The 24,309-nt window shown below is 63.9% G+C and carries 26 protein-coding genes; 14 read left to right on the top strand and 12 right to left on the bottom strand.

What is annotated here, in order from left to right:
* Window positions 1–184 precede the first annotated feature (184 nt).
* Window positions 185–1,105: a MurR/RpiR family transcriptional regulator gene (locus H0I86_RS12595; RefSeq protein WP_023968949.1), complete on the top strand. Its 921-nt coding sequence runs from the start codon at window positions 185–187 to the stop codon at window positions 1,103–1,105.
* A 3-nt stretch (window positions 1,106–1,108) separates the two neighbouring features.
* On the opposite strand, the gene H0I86_RS12590 is transcribed toward H0I86_RS12595, so the two are convergent.
* Window positions 1,109–1,975, bottom strand: a complete 867-nt coding sequence (locus H0I86_RS12590) for a patatin-like phospholipase family protein (protein WP_180925259.1) — start codon at window positions 1,973–1,975, stop codon at window positions 1,109–1,111.
* Between the two features lie 258 nt (window positions 1,976–2,233).
* Here H0I86_RS12590 and H0I86_RS12585 point away from each other — a divergent pair, with 258 nt between their 5' ends.
* Complete coding sequence (locus tag H0I86_RS12585; protein WP_180925258.1) at window positions 2,234–2,701, top strand: NUDIX hydrolase; 468 nt, start codon at window positions 2,234–2,236, stop codon at window positions 2,699–2,701.
* 272 nt (window positions 2,702–2,973) lie between these two features.
* Window positions 2,974–3,579 carry a glutathione S-transferase gene (locus H0I86_RS12580; RefSeq protein ID WP_180925257.1) on the top strand — a complete coding sequence of 202 codons (606 nt, stop codon included), beginning with the start codon at window positions 2,974–2,976 and terminating at the stop codon, window positions 3,577–3,579.
* Between the two features lie 171 nt (window positions 3,580–3,750).
* Here the strand turns inward: H0I86_RS12580 and hcnC are convergent, their stop codons facing one another.
* The 5 genes from hcnC to H0I86_RS12555 form a co-directional block, all read right to left on the bottom strand.
* Entirely contained in the window at window positions 3,751–5,007 is a 1,257-nt protein-coding gene (hcnC, locus tag H0I86_RS12575) for a cyanide-forming glycine dehydrogenase subunit HcnC (protein WP_180925256.1), read from the bottom strand.
* Window positions 5,000–6,409, bottom strand: a complete 1,410-nt coding sequence (gene hcnB / locus H0I86_RS12570) for a cyanide-forming glycine dehydrogenase subunit HcnB (RefSeq protein ID WP_180925255.1) — start codon at window positions 6,407–6,409, stop codon at window positions 5,000–5,002. Before hcnB ends, hcnC begins: the two co-directional genes overlap by 8 nt.
* Window positions 6,406–6,723 (bottom strand): cyanide-forming glycine dehydrogenase subunit HcnA, encoded by a 318-nt coding sequence (gene hcnA / locus H0I86_RS12565; protein ID WP_023968943.1) that lies wholly within the window; start codon window positions 6,721–6,723, stop codon window positions 6,406–6,408. Before hcnA ends, hcnB begins: the two co-directional genes overlap by 4 nt.
* Before the next feature lie 210 nt (window positions 6,724–6,933).
* Window positions 6,934–7,473 (bottom strand): hypothetical protein, encoded by a 540-nt coding sequence (locus H0I86_RS12560; protein ID WP_180925254.1) that lies wholly within the window; start codon window positions 7,471–7,473, stop codon window positions 6,934–6,936.
* 106 nt (window positions 7,474–7,579) lie between these two features.
* A complete protein-coding gene (locus tag H0I86_RS12555; RefSeq protein WP_180925253.1) occupies window positions 7,580–7,918 on the bottom strand; it encodes a YdcA family protein in 339 nt (112 codons plus the stop codon).
* Window positions 7,919–8,102: 184 nt separating this feature from the next.
* Between H0I86_RS12555 and H0I86_RS12550 the strand changes: the two genes are divergently transcribed.
* Complete coding sequence (locus H0I86_RS12550; RefSeq protein WP_007930717.1) at window positions 8,103–8,786, top strand: response regulator transcription factor; 684 nt, start codon at window positions 8,103–8,105, stop codon at window positions 8,784–8,786.
* Window positions 8,764–10,158 (top strand): sensor histidine kinase, encoded by a 1,395-nt coding sequence (locus H0I86_RS12545; RefSeq protein WP_180925252.1) that lies wholly within the window; start codon window positions 8,764–8,766, stop codon window positions 10,156–10,158. The genes H0I86_RS12550 and H0I86_RS12545 overlap by 23 nt, the downstream gene beginning before the upstream one ends.
* A 63-nt stretch (window positions 10,159–10,221) precedes the next feature.
* On the opposite strand, the gene H0I86_RS12540 is transcribed toward H0I86_RS12545, so the two are convergent.
* The 4 genes from H0I86_RS12540 to H0I86_RS12525 all read right to left on the bottom strand — a co-directional run bounded on the left by H0I86_RS12540 (window position 10,222) and on the right by H0I86_RS12525 (window position 13,949).
* A complete protein-coding gene (locus tag H0I86_RS12540; RefSeq protein WP_009048452.1) occupies window positions 10,222–10,470 on the bottom strand; it encodes a DUF1652 domain-containing protein in 249 nt (82 codons plus the stop codon).
* Window positions 10,471–10,481: 11 nt separating this feature from the next.
* Window positions 10,482–10,733 carry a CsbD family protein gene (locus H0I86_RS12535; RefSeq protein WP_180925251.1) on the bottom strand — a complete coding sequence of 84 codons (252 nt, stop codon included), beginning with the start codon at window positions 10,731–10,733 and terminating at the stop codon, window positions 10,482–10,484.
* Window positions 10,734–10,867: 134 nt separating this feature from the next.
* Entirely contained in the window at window positions 10,868–12,367 is a 1,500-nt protein-coding gene (locus tag H0I86_RS12530; protein WP_180925250.1) for a PAS domain S-box protein, read from the bottom strand.
* A gap of 259 nt (window positions 12,368–12,626) precedes the next feature.
* Window positions 12,627–13,949, bottom strand: coding sequence for a sigma-54 interaction domain-containing protein (locus H0I86_RS12525; protein ID WP_180925249.1), 1,323 nt, complete (start codon window positions 13,947–13,949; stop codon window positions 12,627–12,629).
* Window positions 13,950–14,367: 418 nt separating this feature from the next.
* Between H0I86_RS12525 and H0I86_RS12520 the strand changes: the two genes are divergently transcribed.
* The 9 genes from H0I86_RS12520 to H0I86_RS12480 all read left to right on the top strand — a co-directional run bounded on the left by H0I86_RS12520 (window position 14,368) and on the right by H0I86_RS12480 (window position 22,184).
* Window positions 14,368–15,252 carry an MBL fold metallo-hydrolase gene (locus H0I86_RS12520; protein WP_180925248.1) on the top strand — a complete coding sequence of 295 codons (885 nt, stop codon included), beginning with the start codon at window positions 14,368–14,370 and terminating at the stop codon, window positions 15,250–15,252.
* Between the two features lie 34 nt (window positions 15,253–15,286).
* Window positions 15,287–16,564, top strand: coding sequence for an NAD(P)/FAD-dependent oxidoreductase (locus tag H0I86_RS12515; protein ID WP_180925247.1), 1,278 nt, complete (start codon window positions 15,287–15,289; stop codon window positions 16,562–16,564).
* Entirely contained in the window at window positions 16,561–17,385 is an 825-nt protein-coding gene (locus tag H0I86_RS12510) for a sulfite exporter TauE/SafE family protein (protein ID WP_053278645.1), read from the top strand. The genes H0I86_RS12515 and H0I86_RS12510 overlap by 4 nt, the downstream gene beginning before the upstream one ends.
* A 228-nt stretch (window positions 17,386–17,613) precedes the next feature.
* The gene (locus H0I86_RS12505; protein WP_180925246.1) at window positions 17,614–19,191 is read left to right on the top strand and encodes a phospholipase effector Tle1 domain-containing protein; all 1,578 of its coding nucleotides are present in this window, start codon (window positions 17,614–17,616) and stop codon (window positions 19,189–19,191) included.
* Window positions 19,191–19,847 (top strand): DUF2931 family protein, encoded by a 657-nt coding sequence (locus tag H0I86_RS12500; RefSeq protein WP_180925245.1) that lies wholly within the window; start codon window positions 19,191–19,193, stop codon window positions 19,845–19,847. Before H0I86_RS12505 ends, H0I86_RS12500 begins: the two co-directional genes overlap by 1 nt.
* A gap of 73 nt (window positions 19,848–19,920) precedes the next feature.
* Entirely contained in the window at window positions 19,921–20,577 is a 657-nt protein-coding gene (locus H0I86_RS12495; RefSeq protein ID WP_180925834.1) for a DUF2931 family protein, read from the top strand.
* A 200-nt stretch (window positions 20,578–20,777) separates the two neighbouring features.
* Entirely contained in the window at window positions 20,778–21,212 is a 435-nt protein-coding gene (locus H0I86_RS12490; protein ID WP_053268776.1) for a YeeE/YedE family protein, read from the top strand.
* Window positions 21,213–21,229: 17 nt separating this feature from the next.
* Window positions 21,230–21,649, top strand: a complete 420-nt coding sequence (locus H0I86_RS12485) for a DUF6691 family protein (protein WP_180925833.1) — start codon at window positions 21,230–21,232, stop codon at window positions 21,647–21,649.
* A 64-nt stretch (window positions 21,650–21,713) separates the two neighbouring features.
* Window positions 21,714–22,184, top strand: coding sequence for a GNAT family N-acetyltransferase (locus tag H0I86_RS12480; protein ID WP_180925244.1), 471 nt, complete (start codon window positions 21,714–21,716; stop codon window positions 22,182–22,184).
* A 108-nt stretch (window positions 22,185–22,292) separates the two neighbouring features.
* Here the strand turns inward: H0I86_RS12480 and H0I86_RS12475 are convergent, their stop codons facing one another.
* Entirely contained in the window at window positions 22,293–22,979 is a 687-nt protein-coding gene (locus H0I86_RS12475; RefSeq protein WP_124355896.1) for a hypothetical protein, read from the bottom strand.
* Window positions 22,979–23,956 carry a hypothetical protein gene (locus H0I86_RS12470; RefSeq protein ID WP_180925243.1) on the bottom strand — a complete coding sequence of 326 codons (978 nt, stop codon included), beginning with the start codon at window positions 23,954–23,956 and terminating at the stop codon, window positions 22,979–22,981. The genes H0I86_RS12475 and H0I86_RS12470 overlap by 1 nt, the downstream gene beginning before the upstream one ends.
* Between the last annotated feature and the right edge of the window lie 353 nt (window positions 23,957–24,309).

Raw genomic sequence — 24,309 nt, 5'->3', positions numbered from 1 at the left:
AATAAACTTTCTCAAGGCCGGTCCAGGCAGCGTGCATCGTTTCAGCAGACGGCCTGTGGGCCCGCGCCTCAAGATTTTCCCTGCGCCGACCCTGTAGACTGCGCACAGCCCACCTATTGTCAGGGAATGGATCAACCCGCCCGTTCCCATCAAGTACAAGCCAGTAAGCACAGAAGGATTGCCTATGTCCCGCACCGATCAGCCGGCCACGACCGAGAGCCCGCAAGACAGCGACCTCGCCAGCCCCCCGATCAATGCCGAACGCCTGCTGCAGCTGATCACCCAGGAATACGAAAGCCTGCCGCGCCAGCTCAAGCGCATCGCCAGCTACATGAGCCAGCAGAGCGACCGGATCATGGTCGACCGCATCAGCGACATCGCCCGCGAATGCGAGGTGCACCCTTCGGCCATCGTGCGCTTCTCCCAGCGCTTCGGCTTCAGCGGCTTCAGTGAAATGCAGGCGCTGTTTCGCGAGGCCTACACCCACAAGGCCACCCCGGTACAGAACTACCAGCAGCGCATCCGCAGCATGATCGCCAACAAGTCGCAGAAGGCCAGTGGCGGCGACCTGGCGCGCGAGTGCATCAACGCCACCCTGTCGGGTATCGAGCGCCTGGGCCTGGAGCTGGATGACGCAGCCTTCGACAAGGCCGTGGACCTGGTGGTCAACGCCGACAATATCTACGTGGTCGGGGTGCGCCGCTCCTTCGCCGTGGCCGATTACCTGGTGTACAACCTGCAGCACACCAACAAGCGCATCCACCTGGTGTCGGGCCTGGGCGGCAGCTACCGCGAACAGATGCGCAGCATCCGTCCCAACGACCTGGTGATCGCCATCAGCTTCACCCCGTATGCCAAGGAAACCCAGCACTGCCTGCGCATTGCCCAGCACCATCAGGCCAAGACCCTGATCATCACCGACAGCAACCTGTCGCCCCTGGCCAAGCGCGCCAACACCGTGCTGCTGGTCAACGAAGGCAGCTCCTTCGCCTTCCGCTCCCTGAGCGCGACCCTGTGCCTGTGCCAGGCGCTGTTCATCGCCGTGGCCTACCGCCTGGAACTGAAGGTCGACGAGATTCACGAGCAAGCGGGGTTCGAGGACTGAGCCTCACCCCGCCGAGTGCGTATGCGCCTGCAACGCCCCCGGCACGCCGGTACGCAGCAGGCCGCCCTCCTCGATCCAGGCCAGGGTCTGGTGGTGGGCCCGTTGCAGCAGTTGCTCGGTCTGGCTGAAGTCGAACACCGAAATGCCCAGCGGACACAAGGGCGCGACCACATGGATCGCCGCCTGTGGCGAATACAGCTCAATGTCCCGCACCAGCTGGCGCATGCTCATCAGGTTCAGGGTGTGCAAGGCCAAGGCGATCAAGCCGGTCGGCGGTCGCGGGCAGGCGCAACCGAATCCGGTCGGCACCACGATGACCCGGGTCGCGCCCAGCGACACCGCCGCGGCGATCGGGGTGTTACTGGCGACGCCGCCGTCGACCAGCAGCTTGTCGCCGATCTGCACCCAGGGAAACACCAGCGGAATCGCGGCACTGGCCAGCAGGGCCAGCTCGACGCTGCCACTGGATAACAGCTCCTCGGCCCCGGTGAGCAGGTTGGTGGTGACGATATGCAGAGGCAGTTCGGTGTCTTCGATGCGGGTGACCGGCAGCACCCGGCGCACCAGGCTCGCCAGCGCCGACGAGGGCAACAGGCAGCCGCGACGCTTGAGCACGGAGGACAACGCGTCAATCAAGGAAAACGGAAACACATCGGCCTTGCGCAAGCCACGCCAGAAATCGGCCAGTTCGGCGACCCCGCGGGCATTGGGCCTGGCGGCAAAGTAGGCGCCATTGAGGGCCCCGACCGACGCCCCGACCACCAGGTCGAACACCACGTGTCTTTCGATCAGCGCCCGCAGCATCCCCACCTGGACAGCCCCGAGGCTGCCGCCACCGGCAAGGACAAGGGCGGTTCGGGTGGGATGCATAGCGCTTCTCCTGCCGATGTGCAGCCATTGCTTCCTACACAATAGCGCTGCCACACCTGGCTACGAGGCCGTCTGGCGGCTCTTCATCTGAAAGACCGGCACCGGCTACATCGCTCACCTACGCTGGGTAACGGATGCTCCACAGCACACTCGTGCTTGCGCCGTTCAATCAAGTGCTGGTCATGGGCATCAGGACAAGTCCCTCGTAGTGCCAGGGAAGTTTGAGGTTCAAGTTCAAACTCACGCAAGGAGCGCATCATGGTCGATAAAGCATACGCAATTCTTCTCCATTCCGAAGACGAGGATAATGGCTACCTCTACTTCCCCATTAAACGCGCCAATCTCGTGTATGGCGGCATGCCGCAGTTTTTCGGCGGAACCAAGAATGCGGGAGAAACCGATCACGACACTATCGCCCGAGAGATGAAAGAGGAAAGCGACGGTAAAATCACCTTGGGCAGCGGTGGGTTGACGTCAATCTACAAGTCCAGGGTTGGCAACAATAACTACAGCTTTTATGTAGCCGAGAACTACCAGGGCAAGAATTTCCTGGGCAGCCTGACCAACAGCGAGATGAGCAGTATCCAGCAGTTCTTCGTTCAAATCGGGCAGCAGGACGATGTTGAGGACCTGCTGAAATCACTCAAGATCGTTCCGACTGCAGAGTTTATCGAGTCCGAAACCTATGAGGCCTTCAATCGGGCAATCGCCTGGAGTGAACAATAAACAGGCGGCTTGAAATGCACGGCGGATTAATGAGCCTGCCAAACCGAAACAGTCGAACTGGCTCACTACTGTTTCGGACACTTGAACCCGCAGCGCGGTATCAAACTGCGGGTTCTCAACCGTTATCAACGGCATATCAGCAAAGTGCCTCGTGAGACTTTTACAACATTCGCACTCATATAACCGGCCCCCGATAGCCAACCCCGGATATTTGCCGCTAAATTAGCCGCTGCCCTCCCCCTGTCTCGTTGTTCCGCACAAGGAAATGCTCAATGAAACTGATCGGTATGCTCGATTCCCCCTATGTTCGCCGTGTCGCCATTACCCTCAAGCGCCTGGATATCCCGTTCGAGCATGAAGCGTTGTCGGTGTTTCGCACCTTCGAGCAGTTCCAGCGCATCAACCCGGTGGTCAAGGCGCCGACCCTGATCTGCGACGACGGCACGGTGCTGATGGATTCGTGCCTGATCATCGACTACCTGGAAGCCCTGGCCGGCCGCAGCCTGCTGCCGGCGGCGCCCCAGGCGCGGGCCCACGACCTGCGGCTGATCGGCCTGGCGCTGGCGGCGTGCGAGAAGTCGGTGCAGATCTACTACGAGTACCAGCTGCGCCCCGCGGAAAAACAGCACGAGCCGTGGCTGGAGCGGGTTCGCGGGCAGCTGGCGGCGGCTTATGGCGAGCTGGAAAAAGAACTGGAAAAACGCCCGCTGGCCACCGACGGCAACATCGATCAGGCCGGTATCAGCCTGGCCGTGGCCTGGAGCTTTACCCAACTGGTGGTGGCCGAGCACCTGGATGCCACGCGGTTCCCAAGGGTCAAGGCGTTTGCGGAGTATGCCGAAGGGTTGGAGTTGTTTATTAGTACGCCGTTGGTTTGAAACCACAAAACCGCGTCATCGTTAACCTCCTTCGCGGGCAATCGAGCGTCGACCGGCCGCTCCTACAGAAGAACGCATGCTTCTGTAGGAGCGAGCGGGCGGCGATCCGACTTGCCCGCGAAAGAACATCAAGGCAACGCGGTGCTCAAGCAGCACCGCGTCAACCCCGCCTCAGGCCAGCGCCACCTGCAACGGCGCCACCGCCTGCAAGCCGAAACGCTCGGCAAGGAACGGCGTGATATCCAGCGGCAACGCCTCTTCATTCACCAGCCGGTCCAGCAGCACCCCGGTGATCGCCGAGGTCAGGATGCCGGTGCGGAAGTGCCCGCAGGCATTGAGGTAGCCCTCCACCCCGCACATCGGCCCGAGGATCGGCAGTTCATCCGGCGAGCCCGGGCGCAAGCCGGCCCAGCAGCGCTTGAGGTTGACCTGCTCGAGCTGCGGCACACAGCGCACCGCGCCCTGCACCAGGCCCTGGATTTCCCGGTAGGTGGTGCTGATGTCGAAGCCCTTGTCCTCGGTGGTGCTGCCGATCAGGATCTCGCCGTTGTCCTTCTGTGCCATGTAGCAATCGCTGGTGGTCAGGCAACCGTTGAGCAGTTTCGGCATGCGCTCGGTGAGCAGGATCTGGCCCTTGACCGGCTTCACCGGAATGCTCGCGCCGGTGGCTTGCAGGCTCAGCTCGGCGGCCCAGGCGCCGACGGCGTTGATCAGGGTGTCGCAATGGAAAAGCCCCGCCTCCGCCGTCTGCACCCCGCTGATCCGGCTGCCCTGGTGCAGCACGCCGGTGACGTTGGTGTTGAAGTACATGTCCACGCCGTTCTGCCGCGCGCCTTCGGTGTAGGCGTCGGCCAGGCGGAACGGGTTGACCTGGTGGTCGCAGAGAAATTCCAAGGCCCCCTGGGCATCATGGCTGACGTTCGGCTCCGCCTCGCGCAGCGCCGCCTGGTCGAGCCAGCGCACCTGATGGGCCAGGTGCGGAATACAGGCCACGATGTGCTCGGCATACAGCCGGTCCTCGTCGTCGTAGATCACGAATTTCAGCCCGGTGCGCTCGAACTTGAAGTCCATGCCATGGCGCTCGCGCAGTTCCTGGTGCAGCTGCGGGTACAGGCCGTTGGATTGCAGGGCGAAGTCGAAGAACGACTGCGGCAGGATATGCGGCGTGCTGGAGTCCACCAGCACCGCCGAGCCCTGGGCCTGGCGCTTGTTGCGCGCCGACATCATGCGAAAGAAGATCACCCCGCAACCCAGCCCCACCGACTCGCCGATGGCCCACAGGCCGCCGGCCGAGGCGCGGGTGGCATTGCCCGGGCGCTTGGCGTCGATCAACGCCACCCGCAGGTTCTTGCGCTTGGACAACTGGTACGCACAGGAAGCGCCAATCACACCGCCGCCGGCGATGACCACGTCGTAGAACTTACTCATGATTCAAAGCGTCCTTGCTCGGTTGAGGGAAAGCGGAAAAAGGAATCGGGTCCAGGGGGAAGCGCGGGCGCAACCAGCCCACATCCTGGCGCCCGGTGGCCTGGCGCAGGCGGTCGCTGCAATAGCCCACGCACATGCGGCCCTGGCAGTCGCCCATGCTCACCCGGGTGCGCATCTTCAGGCTGGCCATGTCCTGCACGCCCTGCTCGAGGGCGCGGTCGATATCGCCACGGGTCGCGTGTTCGCAACGGCAGATCAGAGTGTCGGCGGCCGGCAGTTCGATCTGCCCGGTGCCGCGTTCGGTGTAGCGGTCCACCGCCGCGCGGAAACGCGTGATGGAGGCCAGTTTGTTCTGGTACTTCTGGCGCCGCTCCAGGGCCGCCTCGTTGCTCAGCACATCGCGTTGCATCAGGATCGACAGCGCGGCGATGCGCCCGGTGAGCATCGCCGCCTCGCCGCCGCGAATCCCGCCCATGTCGCCGGCCAGGTGAATGTGCGGCTCGCTGCTTTGCTGCCAGACGTTGGCCGTGGCCCGCAGGTAGCCGTCATGGCTGAAGCCGTGGTTGAGGCCCATCTGCTGGCTGAGCTGGGTACGCGGAATAAAACCGTAGCCCACCGCCAGGGTCTGCGCGGCGACCTGTTGCCGGCGGCTCAGGTCCGGTTCCCAGCGCGCCGAGTACGGCGCCACGCTGACGCTTTCCAGCCCGTCCGCGCCCTGGGCCTCGACCACGCCCCAGCCGTAATGCAGGGGAATGCGATGCAGCTTGAGGTAGGCGAGCATGCTCAGGCCATCGAGGAACAGCTGCGGCTTGTTCAGCAGCGCCAGGCTTTCCTTGGCGATCCGGCCAAAGGTACAGGCCTCATAGACCGCCGCCACGTGCGCGCCACTGGCGTGCAGCTGGCAGGCCACCAGCGGCAGCAGCGGCCCGGTGCCGGCGATCACCACCGGCCCGCGCGGCTTGACCACGCCGCTCTTGATCTGCAACTGCAAGCCGCCCAGCAGCATCACCCCGGGCAAGGTCCAGCCGGGAAACGGCACGCTGCGTTCATGGCAGCCGGCGGCCAGCAGTAGCTGCGGATAGGCCACTTCCTGCAGCTGTTCGTCGGCATCCAGCAAGACCAGGCTGCCCTTGCCTTCGGCCCCCACCACCCGGTGGTTGAGGCGCACGTCGATCATCTGTTCGCAGTCAGAGAAAGCGCCGTGCAGCTTCGCCAGGGCTTCGCAATAGCGCGGCCCCAGGTAGTCCAGCTGCACGCCGTCGCGCAGCGGCCCGCGGTAGACCACGCCGCCCAGGCGCGAGGCCTCGTCGATCAGGGTGCTGCGTACCCCGTGCTCGGCCAGTTCGATGGCCGCGGCCATGCCCGCGGGGCCGCCGCCGACGATCAGTGGATTCAGGCTCATAGCACCTCCTGCGCCGCGACGATGCGGTTGACCTCGGTCTGCACCTGCATGCCCGGCCGCACCTGGGTCTGGCAGGCCCGGCGCTTGTGCCGGCCGTCGATCTGCACCAGGCAGCAATGGCACACGCCCATGCCGCAATAGGCGCCGGCCAGCTGGCCGTGGTCGTTGCGCGCCACCTGACGCAGCCCGAGGGACTGGATGACGCTGAGTACGGTTTCGCCAATCGCCGCCGTCACCGGCTGGCCATTGAGGCTGATGGTCATGTCCGCCTGTTGCAGCGGCTGGATATCGAAAGTTCGTTCGGTATGGCGCATCAGGAAATTCGTCCTTGAACGGAGTGAAGAGGAATGCCAGCGTCCTGCTGTGCATCGCCCTGGACCGGGTCATCGACCCGGTCCAGGGTTGCGCGGCGCCAGCTCCTCGGGGCTGAACACCGGGCCAATCTAGTAGGTTTGTCGAACAAGAACATTGATCTGGGCCAAGCAAAGCACAAGGCCCTGGAATAAGCCTTGCGCCGCCCTGCCCTAACTGGAGAACACGTAGCGGCCCTTGACCTTGCGCGGCCCGATAAAGGCGAAGTCCGGAAAGATCAGGCTGCGCACGTACATGGCGAAAAACACCACGCCCAGGGTAATGGCCACGCCAATCAAAGTGCCCAGCGGGTCCTCGGCATAACCTTCGAACAACCGCGGGAATTGCGACAGGGTCAGAAGGGCATAGAAGGTGTAGGCGTTGGCCGAAGGTTTATGGAAGCCCCAGGCGAACAGCAGCGGCACCACGCCGCCCAACAGCGCAAATACCCAGGCGGCTTTCGGGCCTATGACCGAACCGAGGAAGAACCCGGCCAGCGCGCCGACCACCGCCTGCAGCAGCATCACCGCCAGCAGGATCTGGATCTTGCGCCGGTGCCGGGCATAGAGCGCCGGGTCGGAATAGGCGGCGGTCCAGAACGCCAGCAGCCGCTCCTTGATCCCGCTGCCGGCAAAGGCGGCAAAGGTTTCACCCCTGGAGCGCCCGGCCTCGAGGCTGGCGATGACCTGGCGCTTGGCTTGCTGTTTGTCCATCCGTGTTGTCCCCGATAGTGGCCCCCGGCGGCGCCGTGCCGGCAACGCTAGTAGAGGCGCCCGGGCCTGTCCAATCGGTGCCACCGGACTGTCGCGCGCCTGTCTTTTATTTACGCTTGTAGCTCTTGTTGCCGCTCGGGGTCAGGCAATAGACGCCGCCCCGCGGCCCGGTGCAGAAGCTGCCACCGCCACAGGGGCAGCCGTCGCCGCCGCGCAACAGGGTTTGTGGACGCGCGGCCTGCCCCGAGTCGCCGTAGCGCGCGGCGCAGTTTTGCTTGGAGCCGCTGATGGAGCCGTCGTTACACAGGAACAGCTCGCCGTCGCAACCGGCGATCCCGCCCTTCTTGCCCGAGCACGGCTGATTGGCGGCGAACGCCGGGGCCGCCGCCAGCAGCAACAGGCCGACGCCCAGGGCTTTGAAGTCGAGGTAATGAGGTAGGTGCATTGCGCAGCGTCCATGCCAGCCAGTAGTAGCTGGATGATATCAACGATTGCCGCACCCGGCCCGCCTGCTACCCTGCGTTCGCCAGGGCACTGGCGCGAAGATGAAAGATTTTTTAGAAAGCCGGCGGCGATTTCTTGGCAAAATGCTGGCCTGTGTCATGAAATCCCCAATCAGGTAAGCCCTTATGACCCGCATTCTGACCATCGAAGACGATGCCGTAACAGCCCGCGAAATCGTGGCCGAACTGAGCAGCCACGGGCTGGACGTGGATTGGGTCGACAACGGTCGCGAAGGCCTGGTGCGCGCCGTCAGCGGCGACTACGACCTGATCACCCTCGACCGCATGCTGCCCGAGCTGGACGGCCTGGCGATCGTCACCACCCTGCGCACCATCGGCGTGTCGACGCCGATCCTGATGATCAGCGCCCTGTCCGACGTCGACGAGCGCGTGCGCGGCCTGCGCGCCGGCGGCGACGACTACCTGACCAAGCCCTTCGCCTCCGACGAAATGGCCGCCCGGGTCGAGGTGCTGCTGCGGCGCAAAAGCACGGTGCAGGAGTTCGAAACCAGCCTGCGGGTGGCCGACCTGGAGCTGAACCTGATCAGCCGCGAAGCGACCCGCGCCGACCAGTTGCTGAGCCTGCTGCCCACCGAATACAAGCTGCTGGAATTCCTGATGCGCAACACCGGCCAGATCCTCTCGCGGATGATGATTTTCGAGGAGGTCTGGGGCTATCACTTCGACCCGGGCACCAACCTGATCGACGTGCATATCGGCCGCCTGCGCAAGAAGATCGATCCGCCCGGCATGACCCCGCTGATCCGCACCGTGCGAGGCTCGGGTTATGTCATTGCTGAACCCCTCTAAGGGCTGGCGCTCCTCCAGCAGCCGCCTGCTGGCGCTCTACAGTTCGCTGTTCGTGGCCTGGAGCTGCATCCTCATGGGCGTCATGTACTACGAGGTGTCCGGCTACCTGGAAAGCCTCGCCAAGCACTCGCTGCTGCAGCGCCAGCACCTGTTCGCGCGCTTCCAGGGCGAGCAGCTGGAAGAAGCCCTGACCACCAGCATGACCTTCGACATGCGCGCCATCGACGCCTATGGCCTGTTCGACGAGCAACTGCGCTACCGCAGCGGGCCGATCCGCGAGATCCCCGACGACCTGCCGCTGGACGGGCAGATCCACGAGCTCAAGAGCTGCATCGACTCCGACGACCCCAACCTGCCCCGCGACGGTTGCGACGCGGTGGCCACCTACACCCGCGACGGCCGCTGGCTGATCCTGGTGCGCGACAACGGTTCGCTGTTCGCGGTGACGCGGATCATTCTCCATGCGCTGCTGTGGGGCGTGTCGCTGACCATCATCCCCGGGGCCGCCGGCTGGCACCTGCTCCGGCGCCGGCCGCTGCGACGCATTCGCGGCATCCAGGCCAGCGCCGAGGCGATAGTCGCCGGCGACATGACCCACCGCCTGCAGCTGTCCAACCGCCGCGACGAACTGGACATGCTGGCGGCCATCGTCAACGCCATGCTCGATCGCATCGAGCGGCTGATGATCGAGGTCAAGGGCGTGTGCGACAACATCGCCCACGACCTGCGCACCCCGCTGACCCGCCTGCGCGCCCAGCTGTACCGCATGCAGCAGCAGGCGGTCGAGGGCACGCCCGAAGCCTTGCAGCTGGACCAGGTGCTGGCCGAGGCCGACCGATTGATGGCGCGTTTTCGCGGCTTGCTGCGGATTTCCGAAATCGAGGATCACCAGCGCCGCTCGGGTTTTGTCGAACTCGACCCGCTGCCGTTGCTGCGAGAGCTGTATGACTTTTACCTGCCGCTGGCCGAGGAAGGCCAGTTGACCCTGACCCTGGATGTACCCGACACGCTGCCGAGCCTGACCGGCGACCGCGCCCTGCTGTTCGAGGCCCTGGCCAACCTGTTGAGCAACTCGATCAAGTTCACCCCGCCGGGCGGCGAGGTGATTCTGCGTGGCGTGGAGGACGGCGGCTGCACGCGCCTGGAAGTCCTCGACTCCGGCCCCGGCATTCCCGAGGCCGAGCGCAAGGCGGTGTTCCAGCGCTTCTACCGGGTCGACGACAGCAACTCCCACGGCGGCTTTGGCCTGGGCCTGTCCATCGTCGCCGCCATCGTCAGCCTGCACGGCTTCAAGCTCGACGTCGGCAGTAGCGACAGCGGCGGCGCCCGCCTGAGCCTCGACTGCCGGCCGAGCTTGATCGCCAAGGACTGAATCTGCGGGAGCCTCGCCCTACAGAGGAACGCATTCTTCTGTAGGAGCGGCCGGTCGCTGTGCTCAGGATAAATGCACCAGGCTGATGGAGTTGCTGCGCAACTCGTACAGCAGCTCCTCGATCATCGCCAGCACGTCCGCTTCTGTCGCGAGCGTGCGCGGGTCGATGCCGGTGACCACCAGGTCGACCCGTCCGCTTTCAGGCTCGAAGACCCGCAGGGTCAGTGTGGAATCGGAGCCGGTGCTGAAGGCACAGGCCAGGGGCGCAAAGCCCTGTTCGATATAGCGGCGCAACTGCGCCTGGGAAATCACCCAGGCCTCCTTCAGCGGCGACGCCACAACAGGCCGGCCAGCAGGCCGATCCCGGCGAGGATGGCGACACTGGCCATGGGTTTGTCACGGACAAAGCGGGAGACGCTGTCCAGGGCCTCGCCATAGGTTTCCTGCAACTGCCCGGCCGCCTGGCGAGCCGCGCCCTCCAGGCGCATCTGCTGGTCGTCCAGCAGCTCGCCTACTGCGCCCTGGGCCTTGCCGGCCGCCGTGTCCATCGCACCTTTGATCTGTTCGCTACGCATCGTGCATTCCTTCAGCTGATGATGTTCGTGAGCGGCCCGTGTCCGCCACGGCACCGCACATCACCCAGCCTAAGAAACCCCGTGAAGCCGCAGAAGCACCATTTGTACTGGTGGCACTGGTGCATTTGCACCGGTCAGCGCTGCGCCTTGCCGCGACGGTCGCCGCTGAAAAGCCCGCGCTCACGAGCCCACACGATGGCCTCGGCGCGGCTGTGCACCGCCAGCTTGGAGTACACCGTGGCCACGTGATTGCGCACCGTGCTGGGCGCCAGCTGCAGGCGCGCGGCGATCTCCTTGTCGGCCAGGCCCTCGCAGATCAGCCCCAGCACATCGCGCTCGCGGACGGTCAGGTCGGTAAAGGACGCACTGGGCTGCTCGGCCTGGTTGGCGCTACGGACATTGGCCAGTTTCTCGATCAGGGTCTGGCTGAACCACGAGGCGTCACGCATCACCTCCTCGATCGCCGACACCAGCTCCAGCTCGGAGCGCTTGCGCTCGGTGATGTCCATCAGCACCAGCAAGTAGCTGGGCTTGTCCTGGATGTTCACGGTGTCGGCCGAGACCACGCAGTCGAGCAGTTCGCCGCCCTTCTTCAACACCCGGAGGTCGAGGTTGCGCACGTCGGCGCTTTTCTCCAAGGCGCCGAACAGGCTGGCGCAGGCCTGCGGGCTGGCGATAAAACCCACCTCCTCCACGGTCTTGCCCAGCAGCTCTTCGGCGGCATAACCGGTGCTGTCGAGAAAGGCCTCGTTGACGTCGACAATCTGCTGGCTGTCGGCGCCGCACACCAGGGTCGGCACCGGCGTCAGGCGGAACGCCTTGGCAAAACGCTCCTCGCTCTGGCGCAGGGCAACCTCCGCCTTGCGCCGCGGCTCCAGGTCCATAAAGGAAAACAGCATGCAGTCTTCTTCGTTGATATCCAGCGGCTGGCCAGCGACTATCACCAGCTTGCTGCCACCTTCGGGCAGGCGCAGCTCGGCCTGCATCTGCGGGATGGTCGCGCCCTGGTTCAGGCGCTCGATGGCCAGGTCCTTGCGCTCGGCGCCCTCCAGCACATCCACTTCGTACACCGAGCGGCCAATCACCTGGTCGCGGGCATAACCGGTCATTTCCAGGAAGCCCTGGTTGACCTTGATGTAGCGCAGGTCGCTGAGGCGGCAGATCACCGCCGGCGCCGGGTTGGAATTGAAGGTCTTCTCGAAACGCTGTTCGGCGCTGGCCCATTCGGTGGCGTCGCTGAGGATCAGCACCAGGGACTCCACCTCGCCGGCGCGGTCGGTGAGGATCATGCTGCGCACCCGATGCACCCAGGTGCGTTCCTCCTCGCCCTCGCCGCTGCGCACCTCCACCACCACATCGCTGAAGGTCTCTCCGGCGGCGACCCGGTTGATCGGGTAACTCTCCAGCGCCAGGGGGTGATTGTTGCGATAACGCAGGGCGAAACGTTCGGCGTACTGGCGGTCGTCGGCGCCCAGCTCACTGATGTCTTCGACCCCGTGCATGGCCAGCGCCGCCTCGTTGGCCCAGACGATACGCCGGTCCGCCTCGAGCAGGATGACCCCGTCGGACAGTCCGGAAATGATCTGCTGCAACTGGCGGCGATTGGTTTCGGTGGCGAGTAGATCCTGGCTCATGTCAGCTCCTGAAAGGCCCGGCGCTACGGGCAAGGCGGCGGATAAAGGGGGCAGAAGCTACGACCACGGCGCATCGCCATCGTGCCCTGGAGCTGATCCAACTTCACCGACGCTTCCCCTGTAGCCGCTGGCGCAGCCTGCGATAGACCCGAAGGGTCTCTAGCGCCGGCAAGATCGCTGCGAGCGTGCCGCTCGATCGCAGCCTGCGGCAGCGGCTACACGCATGAGCGGGAGCGGAATATCGAGGGTGCGAACAGGTTCAGGAAATGCCCAGGGCTTTCAGGCGTCGGTACAGGGTGCGTTCGCTCAGGCCCAGGGCCTTGGCCAGTTCGCTGCGTGAGCCTTCGAACACTTCCAGGGCGTGGGCCAGTTGTTCCAGGTCCTTGCCCGCGCGGCGCCGGCTCGGCTGGGTGGTGACGGCGGCGCTGCCGGCGCGCAACTCCTCGGGCAGGTCCTCGACGCGGATCACCCCGTCGTCGCTGAACAAGCGCGCCCGTTCGAGGATATTGCGCAGCTCGCGGATATTGCCCGGGTAGGCATACAGGCCCAGGCGCTCCAGGGCCTGCGGCGCGACCCGCGGCACCGCGCCCGGTGCCAGGCGTTGCAGCAGGCTGTCGATCAGCAGCGGCAGGTCGTCGCTGCGCTCGCGCAGGGCCGGCAGGCGGATCGGGAAGGCGCTGATGCGGTAGTACAGGTCCTGGCGGAAGGCGCCGGCGGCGACCATTTCCTTGAGCGGCTTGTGGGTCGCCGAGACCAGGCGGAAGTCCGAATGCACGGTGCGCAGGCTGCCCACCGGACGAAAGCTGCCGGACTCGATCAGCCGCAGCAGCTTGACCTGCATCGCCAGCGGCACTTCGCCGATCTCGTCGAGAAACAGGGTGCCGCCATGGGCCGCTTCGGCCAGGCCGATCTTGCGTTGCAGGGCGCCGGTGAAGGCGCCCTTCTCGTAGCCGAACAGTTCGCTCTCCAGCAAGGTCTCGGTCAAGCCGGTGCAATCGACCACCACCAGCGGCCCGCTGGCGCGCGGGCTGCCGTCGTGCAGGGCACGGGCAAACAGCTCCTTGCCGGTACCGGACTCGCCCTGCAACAGCACCGGGATCTGCGACGGCGCCGCCCGTTGCAGGGCACTCAAGGCCGCATTGAAGGCCGGCGAACGGCCCACCAAACCCTTCTGCTGCGGCTGCACCGAGGCCACCGCCACCGAACTCAAGCGCTCGACATAGGCCACCACCTGCCCCGCGTCGCCGAGGATCGGCCGCAGCTCGACGTCCACATGCTCCGGCCCGCGCGGGGTGTGATGGATATGCAGCAGGCGTTCCGGCAGGCGGGTCTCGAAGGCCTTGCGCATCGGGCAATGTTCGCCGGCCTGGTCGCAGGGCACCGCGAACTGGTGGGACACCCGGTAGCACTTGGCGCCGACATGGGGTTTGCCCTCGACGCCGAACTGGCGCTGGTAGGCGGTGTTGGCCGCGAGGATGTTGTAGTCGGTGTCTAACAGGATCGTCGGCTGCGCGTCATGTTCCAGATAGGACATCAGGGCTAACATTTCAGCATTGGCGAGGGCATGGGTGGACTGGGGCATGGCAACTCCTGGACGTTGCGCGGCAGCTTAAACCATGGGCCCGGCTTCTGCCATTTCCTGCCAGTAACTGCCAACTGACTGCCATCTACAATTGACAGTGACAGCCGGAATGCCCGCCCCAGGCCTTTGAACTCAATGAATGGGCGGTAAAAGCGGCGCGCACCGGTTGGCACGCTTATTGACAGTCCAAGGGTCTGTACGAAAAGTCGGCGAGCGAAGGTCAGGCAAGGCAAAAACAGGCGAGGAACGGCCGGGGTCGCGTCCGACTGTAGGGGCCTACATGAGCATTCCGAGCCTGTTTTTAACGCAGCATGGCCTGCGTAGCGCCGAAGGCGCCCAGCGCGCAGCCACTTTTCGTACAGAGCCTAGGGACAACTGCCAGTCCCGGCCGGCGTCACCCTATTGTTCGGAGAGCCCAATGATCATCGGCGCATCGCTGTGCGTAGAAGCCTTTTTCGACCACCAGACGTGGACCATCAGCTATCTGGTGATGGACCTCGACACCCGGCGCTGCGCGCTGATCGACAGCGTGCTGGACTACGACCCCAAGTCCGGCCGCACCCGCACCGAGTCCGCCGACAAGCTGATTGCCCGGGTGCGCGAACTCGATGCCCAGGTCGACTGGATCCTCGAAACCCACGTGCACGCCGATCACCTGTCCGCCGCGGCTTACCTCAAGGCCCAGCTCGGCGCCCGGGTGGCGATCGGCAACCAGATCACCGTGGTGCAGCAGGTGTTTGGCCAGTTGTTCAACGAAGGCCAGGGTTTTGCCCGCGACGGCAGCCAGTTCGACGTGCTGCTTGAAGACGACAGCCGCTTCACCATCGGCAACCTCCAGGCCCGCGCCCTGCACACCCCCGGCCATACCCCGGCGTGCATGACCTATCTGGTACAGGTCGGTGAGGAGACCGTGGCCTTTGTCGGCGACACCCTGTTCATGCCCGACTACGGCACCGCCCGCTGCGACTTCCCCGGCGCCGACGCGCGCACCCTGTACCGCTCCATCGGCAAGATCCTCGCCCTGCCACCGCAGACCCGGCTGTTCATGTGCCACGACTACCTGCCCAACGGCCGCGAGCTGCAATACATGACCACGGTCGCCGAACAGCGCGCCAACAATATCCATATCCATGAAGGGATCGATGAGGACGCCTTTGTGCGCATGCGCGAAGCCCGCGACGCCACCCTGGAAATGCCGGTGCTGATCCTGCCCTCGGTGCAGGTCAACATGCGCAGCGGCCAGTTCCCCGAGCCCGACGACAACGGCGTGAGCTACCTGAAGATCCCGCTGAACGTCCTTTAAAACCTATAACGCCACTCCACCAGGAGACGCTGCCATGCGCCCTATTTCCCCTACCCAACAAGCCGTCAACGGCAGCCACCAGGTGCTGATCGTCGGCGGCGGCGCGGCCGGCATTGCCACCGCGTCCAGCCTGATCAGCCGCGAACCGCACCTGGACGTCGCCATCATCGACCCGGCCGACACCCACTATTACCAACCCGGCTGGACCCTGGTCGGCGCCGGGGTGTTCCGCGCCGAAGACACCGCGCGCAGCATGGCCTCGCTGATCCCCAAGGGGGTGACCTGGATCCAGGCGGCGGTGAGCAGCTTCGAGCCGGAGCACAATGCCCTGCTGCTCAACGACGGTCGCGTGCTGGGTTATGACCAGTTGGTGGTCTGCCCGGGCCTCAAGCTCGACTGGAACGCCATCGAGGGCCTGAGCGAAACCCTCGGCAAAAACGGCGTGACCTCCAACTACCGCTACGACCTGGCGCCCTACACCTGGCAACTGGCGCAGAACCTCAAGCAGGGCCAGGCGCTGTTCAGCCAGCCGCCGATGCCGATCAAATGCGCCGGCGCGCCACAGAAGGCCATGTACCTGTCCTGCGATCACTGGCTGCGCAGCGGCCGGCTGGGGCAGATCAACACCCGTTTTTTGAATGCCGGCGGCGTGCTGTTCGGTGTGCCGGACTACGTACCGGCACTGATGGAGTACGTGAAGAAGTACAACATCGCCCTGGATTTCGGCCACAACCTGGTGGCGGTGGACGGCCCTGGCAAACGGGCGACCTTCGTGCGCAACAACGCCGAAGGCCAGCTGGAACGCGTCGAGCTGCCCTTCGACATGCTGCACGTGGTGCCGCCGCAAACCGCCCCGGACTTTATCCGCAACAGCCCGCTGGCCGACGCCGCCGGCTGGATCGACGTCGACCCGCACAGCCTGCGGCACACGCGCTACAGCAACATCCATGGCCTGGGCGACGGGACCAATACCAGCAACGCGAAAACCGCCGCCGCCGCGCGCAAGCAGGCGCCGGTGGTGGCCACCAACGTGCTGGTGAACCTCAAGCGCCTGCCGACCCGGGCGCAGTACGACGGCTACGGCTCCTGCCCGCTGACCGTGGAGCGCGGCAAGATCGTCCTCGCCGAATTCACCTATGGCGGCAAGGTCGCGCCGAGCTTTCCGGCCTGGCTGCTCGACGGGCGCCAGCCGACCCGGCGCGCCTGGTGGCTGAAGGAGCGCATCCTGCCGCCGCTGTACTGGCGCGGCATGCTCAAGGGCCATGAGTGGCTGGCGCGGCCCAGCCTGGTGACGGACCTGCCAGAATCATGAGTGAGTACAGCTTGTTGGGCGCCGGGCTCGGCGCACTGATCGGGGCGATCCTGGCGTTGACCGGGGCCGGCGGCGGGATTCTCGCGGTGCCGCTGCTGGTGTTCGGCCTCGGCCTGAGCATGGTCGAGGCGGCGCCCATCGGCCTGCTCGCGGTGGGCCTGGCCGCGGCCGTGGGCGCGGTGCTGGGGCTGCGCGAAGGCATCGTGCGTTACCGCGCCGCCGGTTTCGTCGCCGCCATCGGCATCCTCATGGCGCCGGTCGGCCTGTGGCTGGCCCACCGCCTGCCGAACCTGCCCCTGGCCCTGCTGTTTTCCGCGGTGCTGCTGTACGCCTGTGGACGCATCCTGCTCAAGGCCACCCGCGAACTGCGCCACGGCCAACCCGCACCCCGAGCGGCCTTCCAGCCTTGCGTGCTCAACCCCTTGCAGGGCCGGCTGCGCTGGACCCTGCCCTGCGCTCGCGCCCTGACCTTCACCGGCATGCTCTCCGGGCTGCTCTCCGGCCTGCTCGGCGTCGGCGGCGGCTTCGTGATCATCCCGGCGCTGACCCGCTACACCAACCTGGACAGCAAAAGCATCGTCGCCACCTCCCTGGCGGTGATCGCCCTGGTGTCCACCGGCAGCGTGATCACCGCCAGCCTCAGCGGCGTGATGCACTGGGCCGTGGGTGCGCCCTTCGCCGGCGGCGCGGTGCTGGGGCTGATCGCCGGCCGGCAGGTCGCCCGTTACCTGGCGGGGCCGCGGTTGCAGCAGTTGTTTGCGTTGGTGGGGATGTTGGCGGCGGTGATGCTCAGCCTGGGGGCGCTAGGAGCCTGGCGTTAATCAACGACCACAGATCGCTGGCACCCTCCTCCTGCTTCTGTAGGAGCCTGGCTCGCCAGCGATAGCACCCCACCAGACGACAAAAAACCAACGACCAACCACCCCATCGCCCATCCCCCTACAACCAAATCAGCCACAACCCGGCCTCTTGCAGAATCCTCCTAGATCCTTGCCCCGCCATTCCCGGTACGGTTTCCAGCGCCCCTTTCGCCTGAACCAGGACCACCCATGGCCAGCAACGGACACGGGCCAATGCCCAACCTTCTACGGCCCGCCACCCCCAACCAGCGCTCCGCTGAACGCGCCGCCGAGACCGAACAGCCCAGCTACGGCGAACAGCTCTGGGCCCAGTACGAGAAATACGCCAAGGAGCCTGCGCCACCACCTGAAAAGGTTCAGGTGGCGCTGCGCATCGGTGTGTTTTTCGACGGCACTGGCAACAACGCCAGCAACTCGGCCATGGGCCAGATTTGCGGGGCGCAGAATCCTATCGAAGCCAGGGATATCGATGGCAGTTGCAAGCCGTATATGAGGGATCCAGAGAGCAGTTATGGGAATGATGTGAGCAATGTTAAGCGGTTGAGTGATTTGTACTTTTCCGAACAGGAATCTGAAGGTAAGGGCCTACAAAGACAGGCCTTTCGCTCCATCTATATCGAAGGTATCGGCACGCAAGCTGGCGAAAAAGATAGCGTGATCACCTCGGGAACGGGGCGTGGCGGTACGGGAATATCAGGATGTGTGCAGAAGGCATTTATCGAGATCAAGCAACGTCTTGGCATTTTCTTCGAGCAGAACCCTGACAGCGAAATTACCTCTCTGACCTTCGATGCTTTCGGCTTTAGCCGAGGCGTCGCAGCAGCCCGGCACTTTGCCAATGAAGTCGTGCGCTGGCTCGGGCCACTCGAGCTGATTCTGCACGACCACTCCAAGGCCTTCAGTCCCCGCTTCAACCGACAGTACGGCAACGACCTAGACATGGGCTTTATCGGCCTGTTCGATACGGTACCGTCGGTTGCCGGCGTGAGTAATCTGGGTAACGTGCGCAGCGCCATTACCCCAGGAATCAAACTGCACCTCGACCGTCGCTACTTTCGCTCAGTCGTCCAGTTGGTTGCCCGCGACGAGTACCGCGCCAACTTTGCCCTGAGCCGGGTCAAACCCGACCACATGGAGATCACCCTGCCCGGTGCACACTCGGATATCGGTGGTGGTTATCTGGATGAGGTGCAGGAGTGTGTACTCGTCAGTCCAATGCAGGCGCTGGAGGTGCCGCTCAATACTGATGTGACCCACACCTCGATTTACCGAGACGCGGTACAGGCAAAATCGTGCTGGCTGGACAAGGGCTGGCCCGCACAATGGCTGGAGATCGTCACACCGAAGCCTATGGTTCTGTCGCAAAACCCACAGGACCGCCTCGGTTTACGACAAAAACGGGTGTATGCCGGCCTACAACTCAAGCGCCCTATGAGCAACAGGCTATCGAGGGTGTATCTACGCGTTATATATGAACTGGCCAGGGAGAATGGCGTGTGCTTCAACACCATCGACGAACAAGATCCGTATTACGCCATCCCGCAAGAGCTTCAAGCCCTTTGCGACAGGTTTGTCGCTGGTGACTACAGTACGACTCCAGCCGAGGAAACCATGCTCAAGCTGCGTTATATCCATCTCTCGGCCCACTGGAACCACCCGCTTGGCAAACAGGATGGCGGCAGCCTTAAAGTCGTCTACATCAACGCCCCCACGGCAGATGCCGTGCGAGTACAACACCCTCACGTACCTGACTGGACGCTTTGGTAATGCGAGTATTCATCGCCCTGCTGGGCACACTGCTATTAAGTGGCTGCCTGACCACCGATCCGCTATCCGGAAAAAACGACCCTAAAAATCCTTGGTGGGATCTCGGTTTCACCGAGCCCAATTACATGAAAGTCTGGGTTGAAGACAGCGCGGTAGAAGATATCAACGGAAAACTGTTTCGCCGCACCGGCGGCGGAACTGCAGCAGGCGAACAACCTGAGGACAACCGGGAGTCTGCAAGGGGATGGACAGGAGTCGGTATCGGAGGCAAATCCGTGGTGGGTGCCGACCTGCCCAAACGCATTTTCGTGCGCTGGCAATCGGTGGTTGAGCCGCAAACCTATCGGGTATGGATCGACATCCCGGAAGAGGCCCGACAGATCATGCGCAGGGCGACCGACCGTCGTTGCCCAGAAACGCCAAAACAAACCGCCAGCTATATGGCCTCGGTCAATCTGGGGCTGGCGCCGGGCGGCATTGTTCAAGTGTGGGTAAGGGATGAATGCCGTCATCCGATCAAAGTAGTGCGGACCCAAGCCGAAGTTGAGCCACTAGGACCGGACCAAGGCAAAAACAATGGGCGTTACGCCTATAAGGTCAGCGAAAAATCCAAACGCTATATAGAGAAATACGGCATTCCCTATGGCAGTTGGTAAGCAGAACTCTCTTGGTATCGACGCACTTTACTACGTGAACACATCCCCCGACTTACAACCGAAGACGCCGGCAATGAAAGTATTCATCGCCTTGCTTGGCGCACTGCTGTTGACTGGCTGCCTGGCCAGCGATCCGCTTTCCGCAAAAAACGATCCCAAAAGCCCCTGGTGGGAACTTGGCTTTACCGAACCCTACTACATGGAAGTCTGGGTTGAAGACAGCGCGGTAGAGGATATCAACGGAAAACTGTTTCACCGCACCGGCCGAGGGACTGCATCAGGCGGAAACCTTGGTTATAAAAAGGAATGGGCCAGAGGTTGGAGCGAGGTTGGTGGTGATGGCAGATCAGTGATCGGTGCCGACCTGCCCAAACGCATTTTCGTGCGCTGGCAATCGGTGGTTGAACCACAAACCTACCGGGTATGGATCGATATCCCGGAAGAGGCCCGACAGATCATGCGCAAGACCACGGCCCGTCGGTGCCCGGAAACGCCACAGCAAACCGCCAGCTATATGGCCTCAGTCAATCTAGGGCTGGCGCCGGGAGGCATTGTCCAGGTCTGGGTAAGAGATGAATGTCATCACCCAATCAAAGTCACCCGCGTCCAAGCTGAAGTTGAGCCTTTAGGGCCGAGCCAAGGCAAAACCAATGGCCGTTACGCCTACCAGATCAGTGAAGGGTCCAAACGCTACATAGAGAAATATGGCATTCCCTATGGCAGTTGGTAGGCTCCCCTTCTGGTAGAGGGACGCCTTGGTAATGAGAGCACTCATCGCCCAACTTACACGCTAATGCTCTACCGCATACCGCTGCTCTCACAGGCAACTCCCCACCTGACAACACCACTCCCCTCTAGCCACCTCGCCCATATCACCCCCCCAAAGACTAAACTCCACTCACCCTTCCCTCTCATGAGCCCCATATCCCCATGAACATCGACTGGCTGCACTTCACCCCCTGGAGCGCCCTCGCCGGTGGCGCGCTGATTGGTCTGGCCGCCGGCATATTTGTGATGGCCAACGGGCGCATCGCCGGGATCAGTGGCCTGTTGGGCAGCCTGCTGCAACCGGGCAGCGAAGGCTGGAGCGAAAAGGCGCTGTTCCTCTCGGGCCTGTTGCTGGCGCCGTTGTTCTGGGGGCTGTTCCAGGTGTTGCCGACAATCGAGTTCCAAAGCGGCATCGCCGGCCTGATCGGCGCCGGGCTGTTGGTGGGCCTGGGTACGCGCTACGGCGCGGGCTGCACCAGTGGTCATGGCGTCTGTGGTATCTCCCGATGGTCGCCGCGCTCATTGGTCGCCACCCTGAGTTTTATGCTGACCGGCTTTATCACGGTCTGGCTGCTGCGCCACGGGATGGGGCTATGAACGGGAAGGCTATGAAAATGCGCAAGGTCACGGCCTTTATCGCCGGCCTGTTGTTTGGCCTCGGCCTGCTGCTGTCGGGCATGAGCAACCCGACCAAGGTCCTGAATTTTCTGGACCTGGCGGGCCAGTGGGACCCGTCCCTGGCCCTGGTGATGCTCGGCGCCATCGGCGCTGCCTGGTGGCCGTTCCACTGGGCCATCAAACAGCCCAATGCCCTGCTCGGCGCGAGCATGCAATTGCCCACCCGCCGCGACATCGACCGCCGCCTGATCGGTGGCAGCCTGCTGTTCGGCATCGGCTGGGGCATCGCCGGCATCTGCCCGGGGCCGGGGCTGACCCTGCTGTTCACGCTCCATTGGCAGGCTTGGGTATTTGTCCTGGCCCTGCTGGCGGGCATGCTGCTGTTTCAATGGCTGGAAGCGCGCCGCATGCACTGAGCCCTTGGCGAACCAGGCCCGCCAAGGTTAGTGTCCGGGTCTACCTCTCAAAGGATGCCCCCACATGGACTGTGAAATCCGCCCCGCCCATGAGCAGGACGCCGACGCCATCAGCCGCCTGATCATCGCCGCCCTGCAGACCAGCAACGCCCAGGACTACCCAGCCGCCGTGATCGCCCAGGTGCGGCAAAACTTCAGCCCGCACGCCGTGCGCCAGTTATTGAGCAAACGCCAGGTCTGGGTGGCCCAGGCGGCCGGCGAAATCGTCGGCACCGCCAGCCTCGACGGCCATGTAGTGCGCTCGGTCTTCGTCGCCCCGGAAAGACAAGGCCAGGGCGTCGGCCGCCAGCTGATGGCCGAGCTCGAACGCCAGGCCCTGGGCGCCGGCATTACCCAGCTGACCGTCCCCTCCTCGATCACCGCCGAAGGCTTCTACACCAACCTGGGCTTCCACACCCTGCGCGAGCAATACCACGGAGAGGAACGCACCCTGATCATGCAGCGCGAGCTAGATCAGACAACGCACAACCTGTAGCCGCTGCCGAGCAACGCGAGGCTGCGCCCGACTGCGCAGCAGTCGCCAAACCTGCAAGCACAGCCTGCCTGACTAAACACCAAGCCAACCTACAAACCCGAACCCGACTCAAGGCAAAGCCTCAAACCGCCCACTCCCCTCATTCCACTGAAACCCCGGTAACTTGCAGTCACTCAAACTGATCCGCAGGCTCTCCCCCTCCGCCTGCACCTGCAACATATCCACCCCTTGATACAGACAACCCGGCGCCGCGAGCGTCAGGGTCTGCAGCGGCTTGCCGCTGGCCTTGTCCACCACCTCGATCGCCGTTATCCGCTGGTCATTGCCCTGCATCGGCACCTGGAAATACCAACGCTTGGTGGACGCGCTCTGCAACAGCGTGGTGTTCGGCTGCGGCCACGAGCGGTCCGAGTCCACCAGGGCCACCAGCTTCAGGGCGATGGGCAAGGTCTTGCCGGTGCGATAGCTGGTCCAGCTGCCGCGCACCTGCTCGCTCTGGCGGCTGACCATCAGGTCGTTGAACTGCAAGCGCGCCACCGGCAGGCCCTGCTCATCCAGCTCGTCCATGGCCAGCACCTTGTTGCTGAAGCTGAAGGTCGGCTTGAGGCGGATCGGCGTGCGATAGCGCTGGTAGGCATAGGTCCCCTGGTACAGCGCGTTCTGGCTGCCCAGCGTCAGCACGATGGCCTGCTTGCCCAAGGTGCCCTGGTACACCCCATGGGCCGCTTGCGCCGGCACTAGCCACGCCACCAGCCACAACGCCGCCAGCCCACGAAAAAGATCAACCAACCGCATCAGAAACGCTCCTCGCCAGACTGAATGAATTCCAGCCGGTCAGGGCCGGTCACGCGGTAATAGTCCCAACGCCGGGTGCCCGCACTGAAGTTGATAAAGTCCTGCTTGCTGAACTCCATCTGCCCGCCCGCGGCAAAGCGCACAGTGCCCTGTGCGGCGAACTGCTCCAACTGCGGATGGCGCAGATACGCCTGGGTCTGTGGGTGGTACAGGTAATACTGGGTCGGCGCGCACAGCACACTGCCGTACGGGCCGTTCAAGCTGTAGCTCTGTACCTGGAAATCAAGGGTGGAGTCGGCATCGAAATGCTCGAAGGTCAGGGTGCGGGTCCCGGTCGGAGCCAGGCACCACTGCCCGCCCACCTCCTGCACCACCTCGCCGGTGGCCCGGCTCAGCACCCGGATGTTGTCCACCCGCCCCGTGTCCTCCCCGGCATTGCGCACGGCATGCACACTGAAATAGAACTGCTTGTCGGCCGCCGGCTGCAACAACTCACCGTCAAAGGCCTCGCGCTGACTCCCGCCAAAACGCATCACCCGCTGCAGCTGCAACGGCTGCTGCACGCCCGTGCGCAAATCGACCAAGGCCCCCTGCAACGCCTCGGTCCCCTCGGCAAAGGGCTGCAACGACACAGCCGCCGCCGGCAAGGTCGGGTTATCCATGATATTGATCAACAGCCCCCCGCCCTGACGAAACGGCGTGAGCTCCAAAGGCATCGGCAACCGCTCGGCCCCGCTAAACCAATAGCCGGACATCCCGCCGCCATATTGCGAGTCATAGATAAGCGCCAACTCCACCGGCGTGTCGCCGAGCGTGCCGCGATAGGTGGTGATGGGGTTGGCATTGGCCGTGGGCACACTCAGCGCCATACCCACCAACAGCGCCGGCGCCAACCGGAATAGAAAATGCCCCAGGCGAGACACACACCCCCGCGTCCCCGCCCCTACTCGCCTCCCGCCACCAACGGACTGGGTCATGCCTGCGCTCCTTGCAATGGGTAAAAGGCGCGCAGGATAGCAAAGTTGGTTGGGGATCAGAGGGTGTTGCTGCGGCCCTGTAGCCGCTGCCGAGCCCGCGAGGCTGCGATGGGGCGCGCAGCGGCCCCAAACGGCGCACCACGATTGTTCAGATACACCCTCAGCGGTTGAATGGCGGACGCTTCTCCGCCGCCTAGACCTGCAGTAACAAAAGTCTATGGTGACCATCTCGTTCTCAGCAGCGATCAACGACTCAGCCTCGCCCTACCCACAATCGAGACCTTTCCTACAGCCCTGCCGTTGTTCCTAATCCACCCCACACCTATAGTTTTCACGTCTGCTGATTTCGATCA

The organism is Pseudomonas chlororaphis subsp. aurantiaca (genome assembly GCF_013466605.1).
GTDB classification, from domain to species: Bacteria; Pseudomonadota; Gammaproteobacteria; order Pseudomonadales; family Pseudomonadaceae; genus Aquipseudomonas; species Aquipseudomonas chlororaphis_I.
Note: the sequence above shows the minus strand (reverse complement) of the source record. Positions and strands in the feature narration are given on the sequence as shown.

Coding starts and splice junctions, on each gene's coding strand:
- H0I86_RS12480 (WP_180925244.1), top strand. CDS start 21,714: ATGGACTGTGAAATCCGCCCCGCCCATGAGCAGGACGCCGACGCCATC.
- H0I86_RS12550 (WP_007930717.1), top strand. CDS start 8,103: ATGACCCGCATTCTGACCATCGAAGACGATGCCGTAACAGCCCGCGAA.
- H0I86_RS12530 (WP_180925250.1), bottom strand. CDS start 12,367: ATGAGCCAGGATCTACTCGCCACCGAAACCAATCGCCGCCAGTTGCAG.
- H0I86_RS12505 (WP_180925246.1), top strand. CDS start 17,614: ATGGCCAGCAACGGACACGGGCCAATGCCCAACCTTCTACGGCCCGCC.
- hcnC (WP_180925256.1), bottom strand. CDS start 5,007: ATGAGTAAGTTCTACGACGTGGTCATCGCCGGCGGCGGTGTGATTGGC.
- H0I86_RS12495 (WP_180925834.1), top strand. CDS start 19,921: ATGAAAGTATTCATCGCCTTGCTTGGCGCACTGCTGTTGACTGGCTGC.
- hcnA (WP_023968943.1), bottom strand. CDS start 6,723: ATGCGCCATACCGAACGAACTTTCGATATCCAGCCGCTGCAACAGGCG.
- H0I86_RS12595 (WP_023968949.1), top strand. CDS start 185: ATGTCCCGCACCGATCAGCCGGCCACGACCGAGAGCCCGCAAGACAGC.
- hcnB (WP_180925255.1), bottom strand. CDS start 6,409: ATGAGCCTGAATCCACTGATCGTCGGCGGCGGCCCCGCGGGCATGGCC.
- H0I86_RS12585 (WP_180925258.1), top strand. CDS start 2,234: ATGGTCGATAAAGCATACGCAATTCTTCTCCATTCCGAAGACGAGGAT.
- H0I86_RS12500 (WP_180925245.1), top strand. CDS start 19,191: ATGCGAGTATTCATCGCCCTGCTGGGCACACTGCTATTAAGTGGCTGC.
- H0I86_RS12520 (WP_180925248.1), top strand. CDS start 14,368: ATGATCATCGGCGCATCGCTGTGCGTAGAAGCCTTTTTCGACCACCAG.
- H0I86_RS12470 (WP_180925243.1), bottom strand. CDS start 23,956: ATGACCCAGTCCGTTGGTGGCGGGAGGCGAGTAGGGGCGGGGACGCGG.
- H0I86_RS12510 (WP_053278645.1), top strand. CDS start 16,561: ATGAGTGAGTACAGCTTGTTGGGCGCCGGGCTCGGCGCACTGATCGGG.
- H0I86_RS12485 (WP_180925833.1), top strand. CDS start 21,230: ATGCGCAAGGTCACGGCCTTTATCGCCGGCCTGTTGTTTGGCCTCGGC.
- H0I86_RS12525 (WP_180925249.1), bottom strand. CDS start 13,949: ATGCCCCAGTCCACCCATGCCCTCGCCAATGCTGAAATGTTAGCCCTG.
- H0I86_RS12515 (WP_180925247.1), top strand. CDS start 15,287: ATGCGCCCTATTTCCCCTACCCAACAAGCCGTCAACGGCAGCCACCAG.
- H0I86_RS12555 (WP_180925253.1), bottom strand. CDS start 7,918: ATGCACCTACCTCATTACCTCGACTTCAAAGCCCTGGGCGTCGGCCTG.
- H0I86_RS12545 (WP_180925252.1), top strand. CDS start 8,764: ATGTCATTGCTGAACCCCTCTAAGGGCTGGCGCTCCTCCAGCAGCCGC.
- H0I86_RS12535 (WP_180925251.1), bottom strand. CDS start 10,733: ATGCGTAGCGAACAGATCAAAGGTGCGATGGACACGGCGGCCGGCAAG.
- H0I86_RS12490 (WP_053268776.1), top strand. CDS start 20,778: ATGAACATCGACTGGCTGCACTTCACCCCCTGGAGCGCCCTCGCCGGT.
- H0I86_RS12580 (WP_180925257.1), top strand. CDS start 2,974: ATGAAACTGATCGGTATGCTCGATTCCCCCTATGTTCGCCGTGTCGCC.
- H0I86_RS12475 (WP_124355896.1), bottom strand. CDS start 22,979: ATGCGGTTGGTTGATCTTTTTCGTGGGCTGGCGGCGTTGTGGCTGGTG.
- H0I86_RS12590 (WP_180925259.1), bottom strand. CDS start 1,975: ATGCATCCCACCCGAACCGCCCTTGTCCTTGCCGGTGGCGGCAGCCTC.
- H0I86_RS12560 (WP_180925254.1), bottom strand. CDS start 7,473: ATGGACAAACAGCAAGCCAAGCGCCAGGTCATCGCCAGCCTCGAGGCC.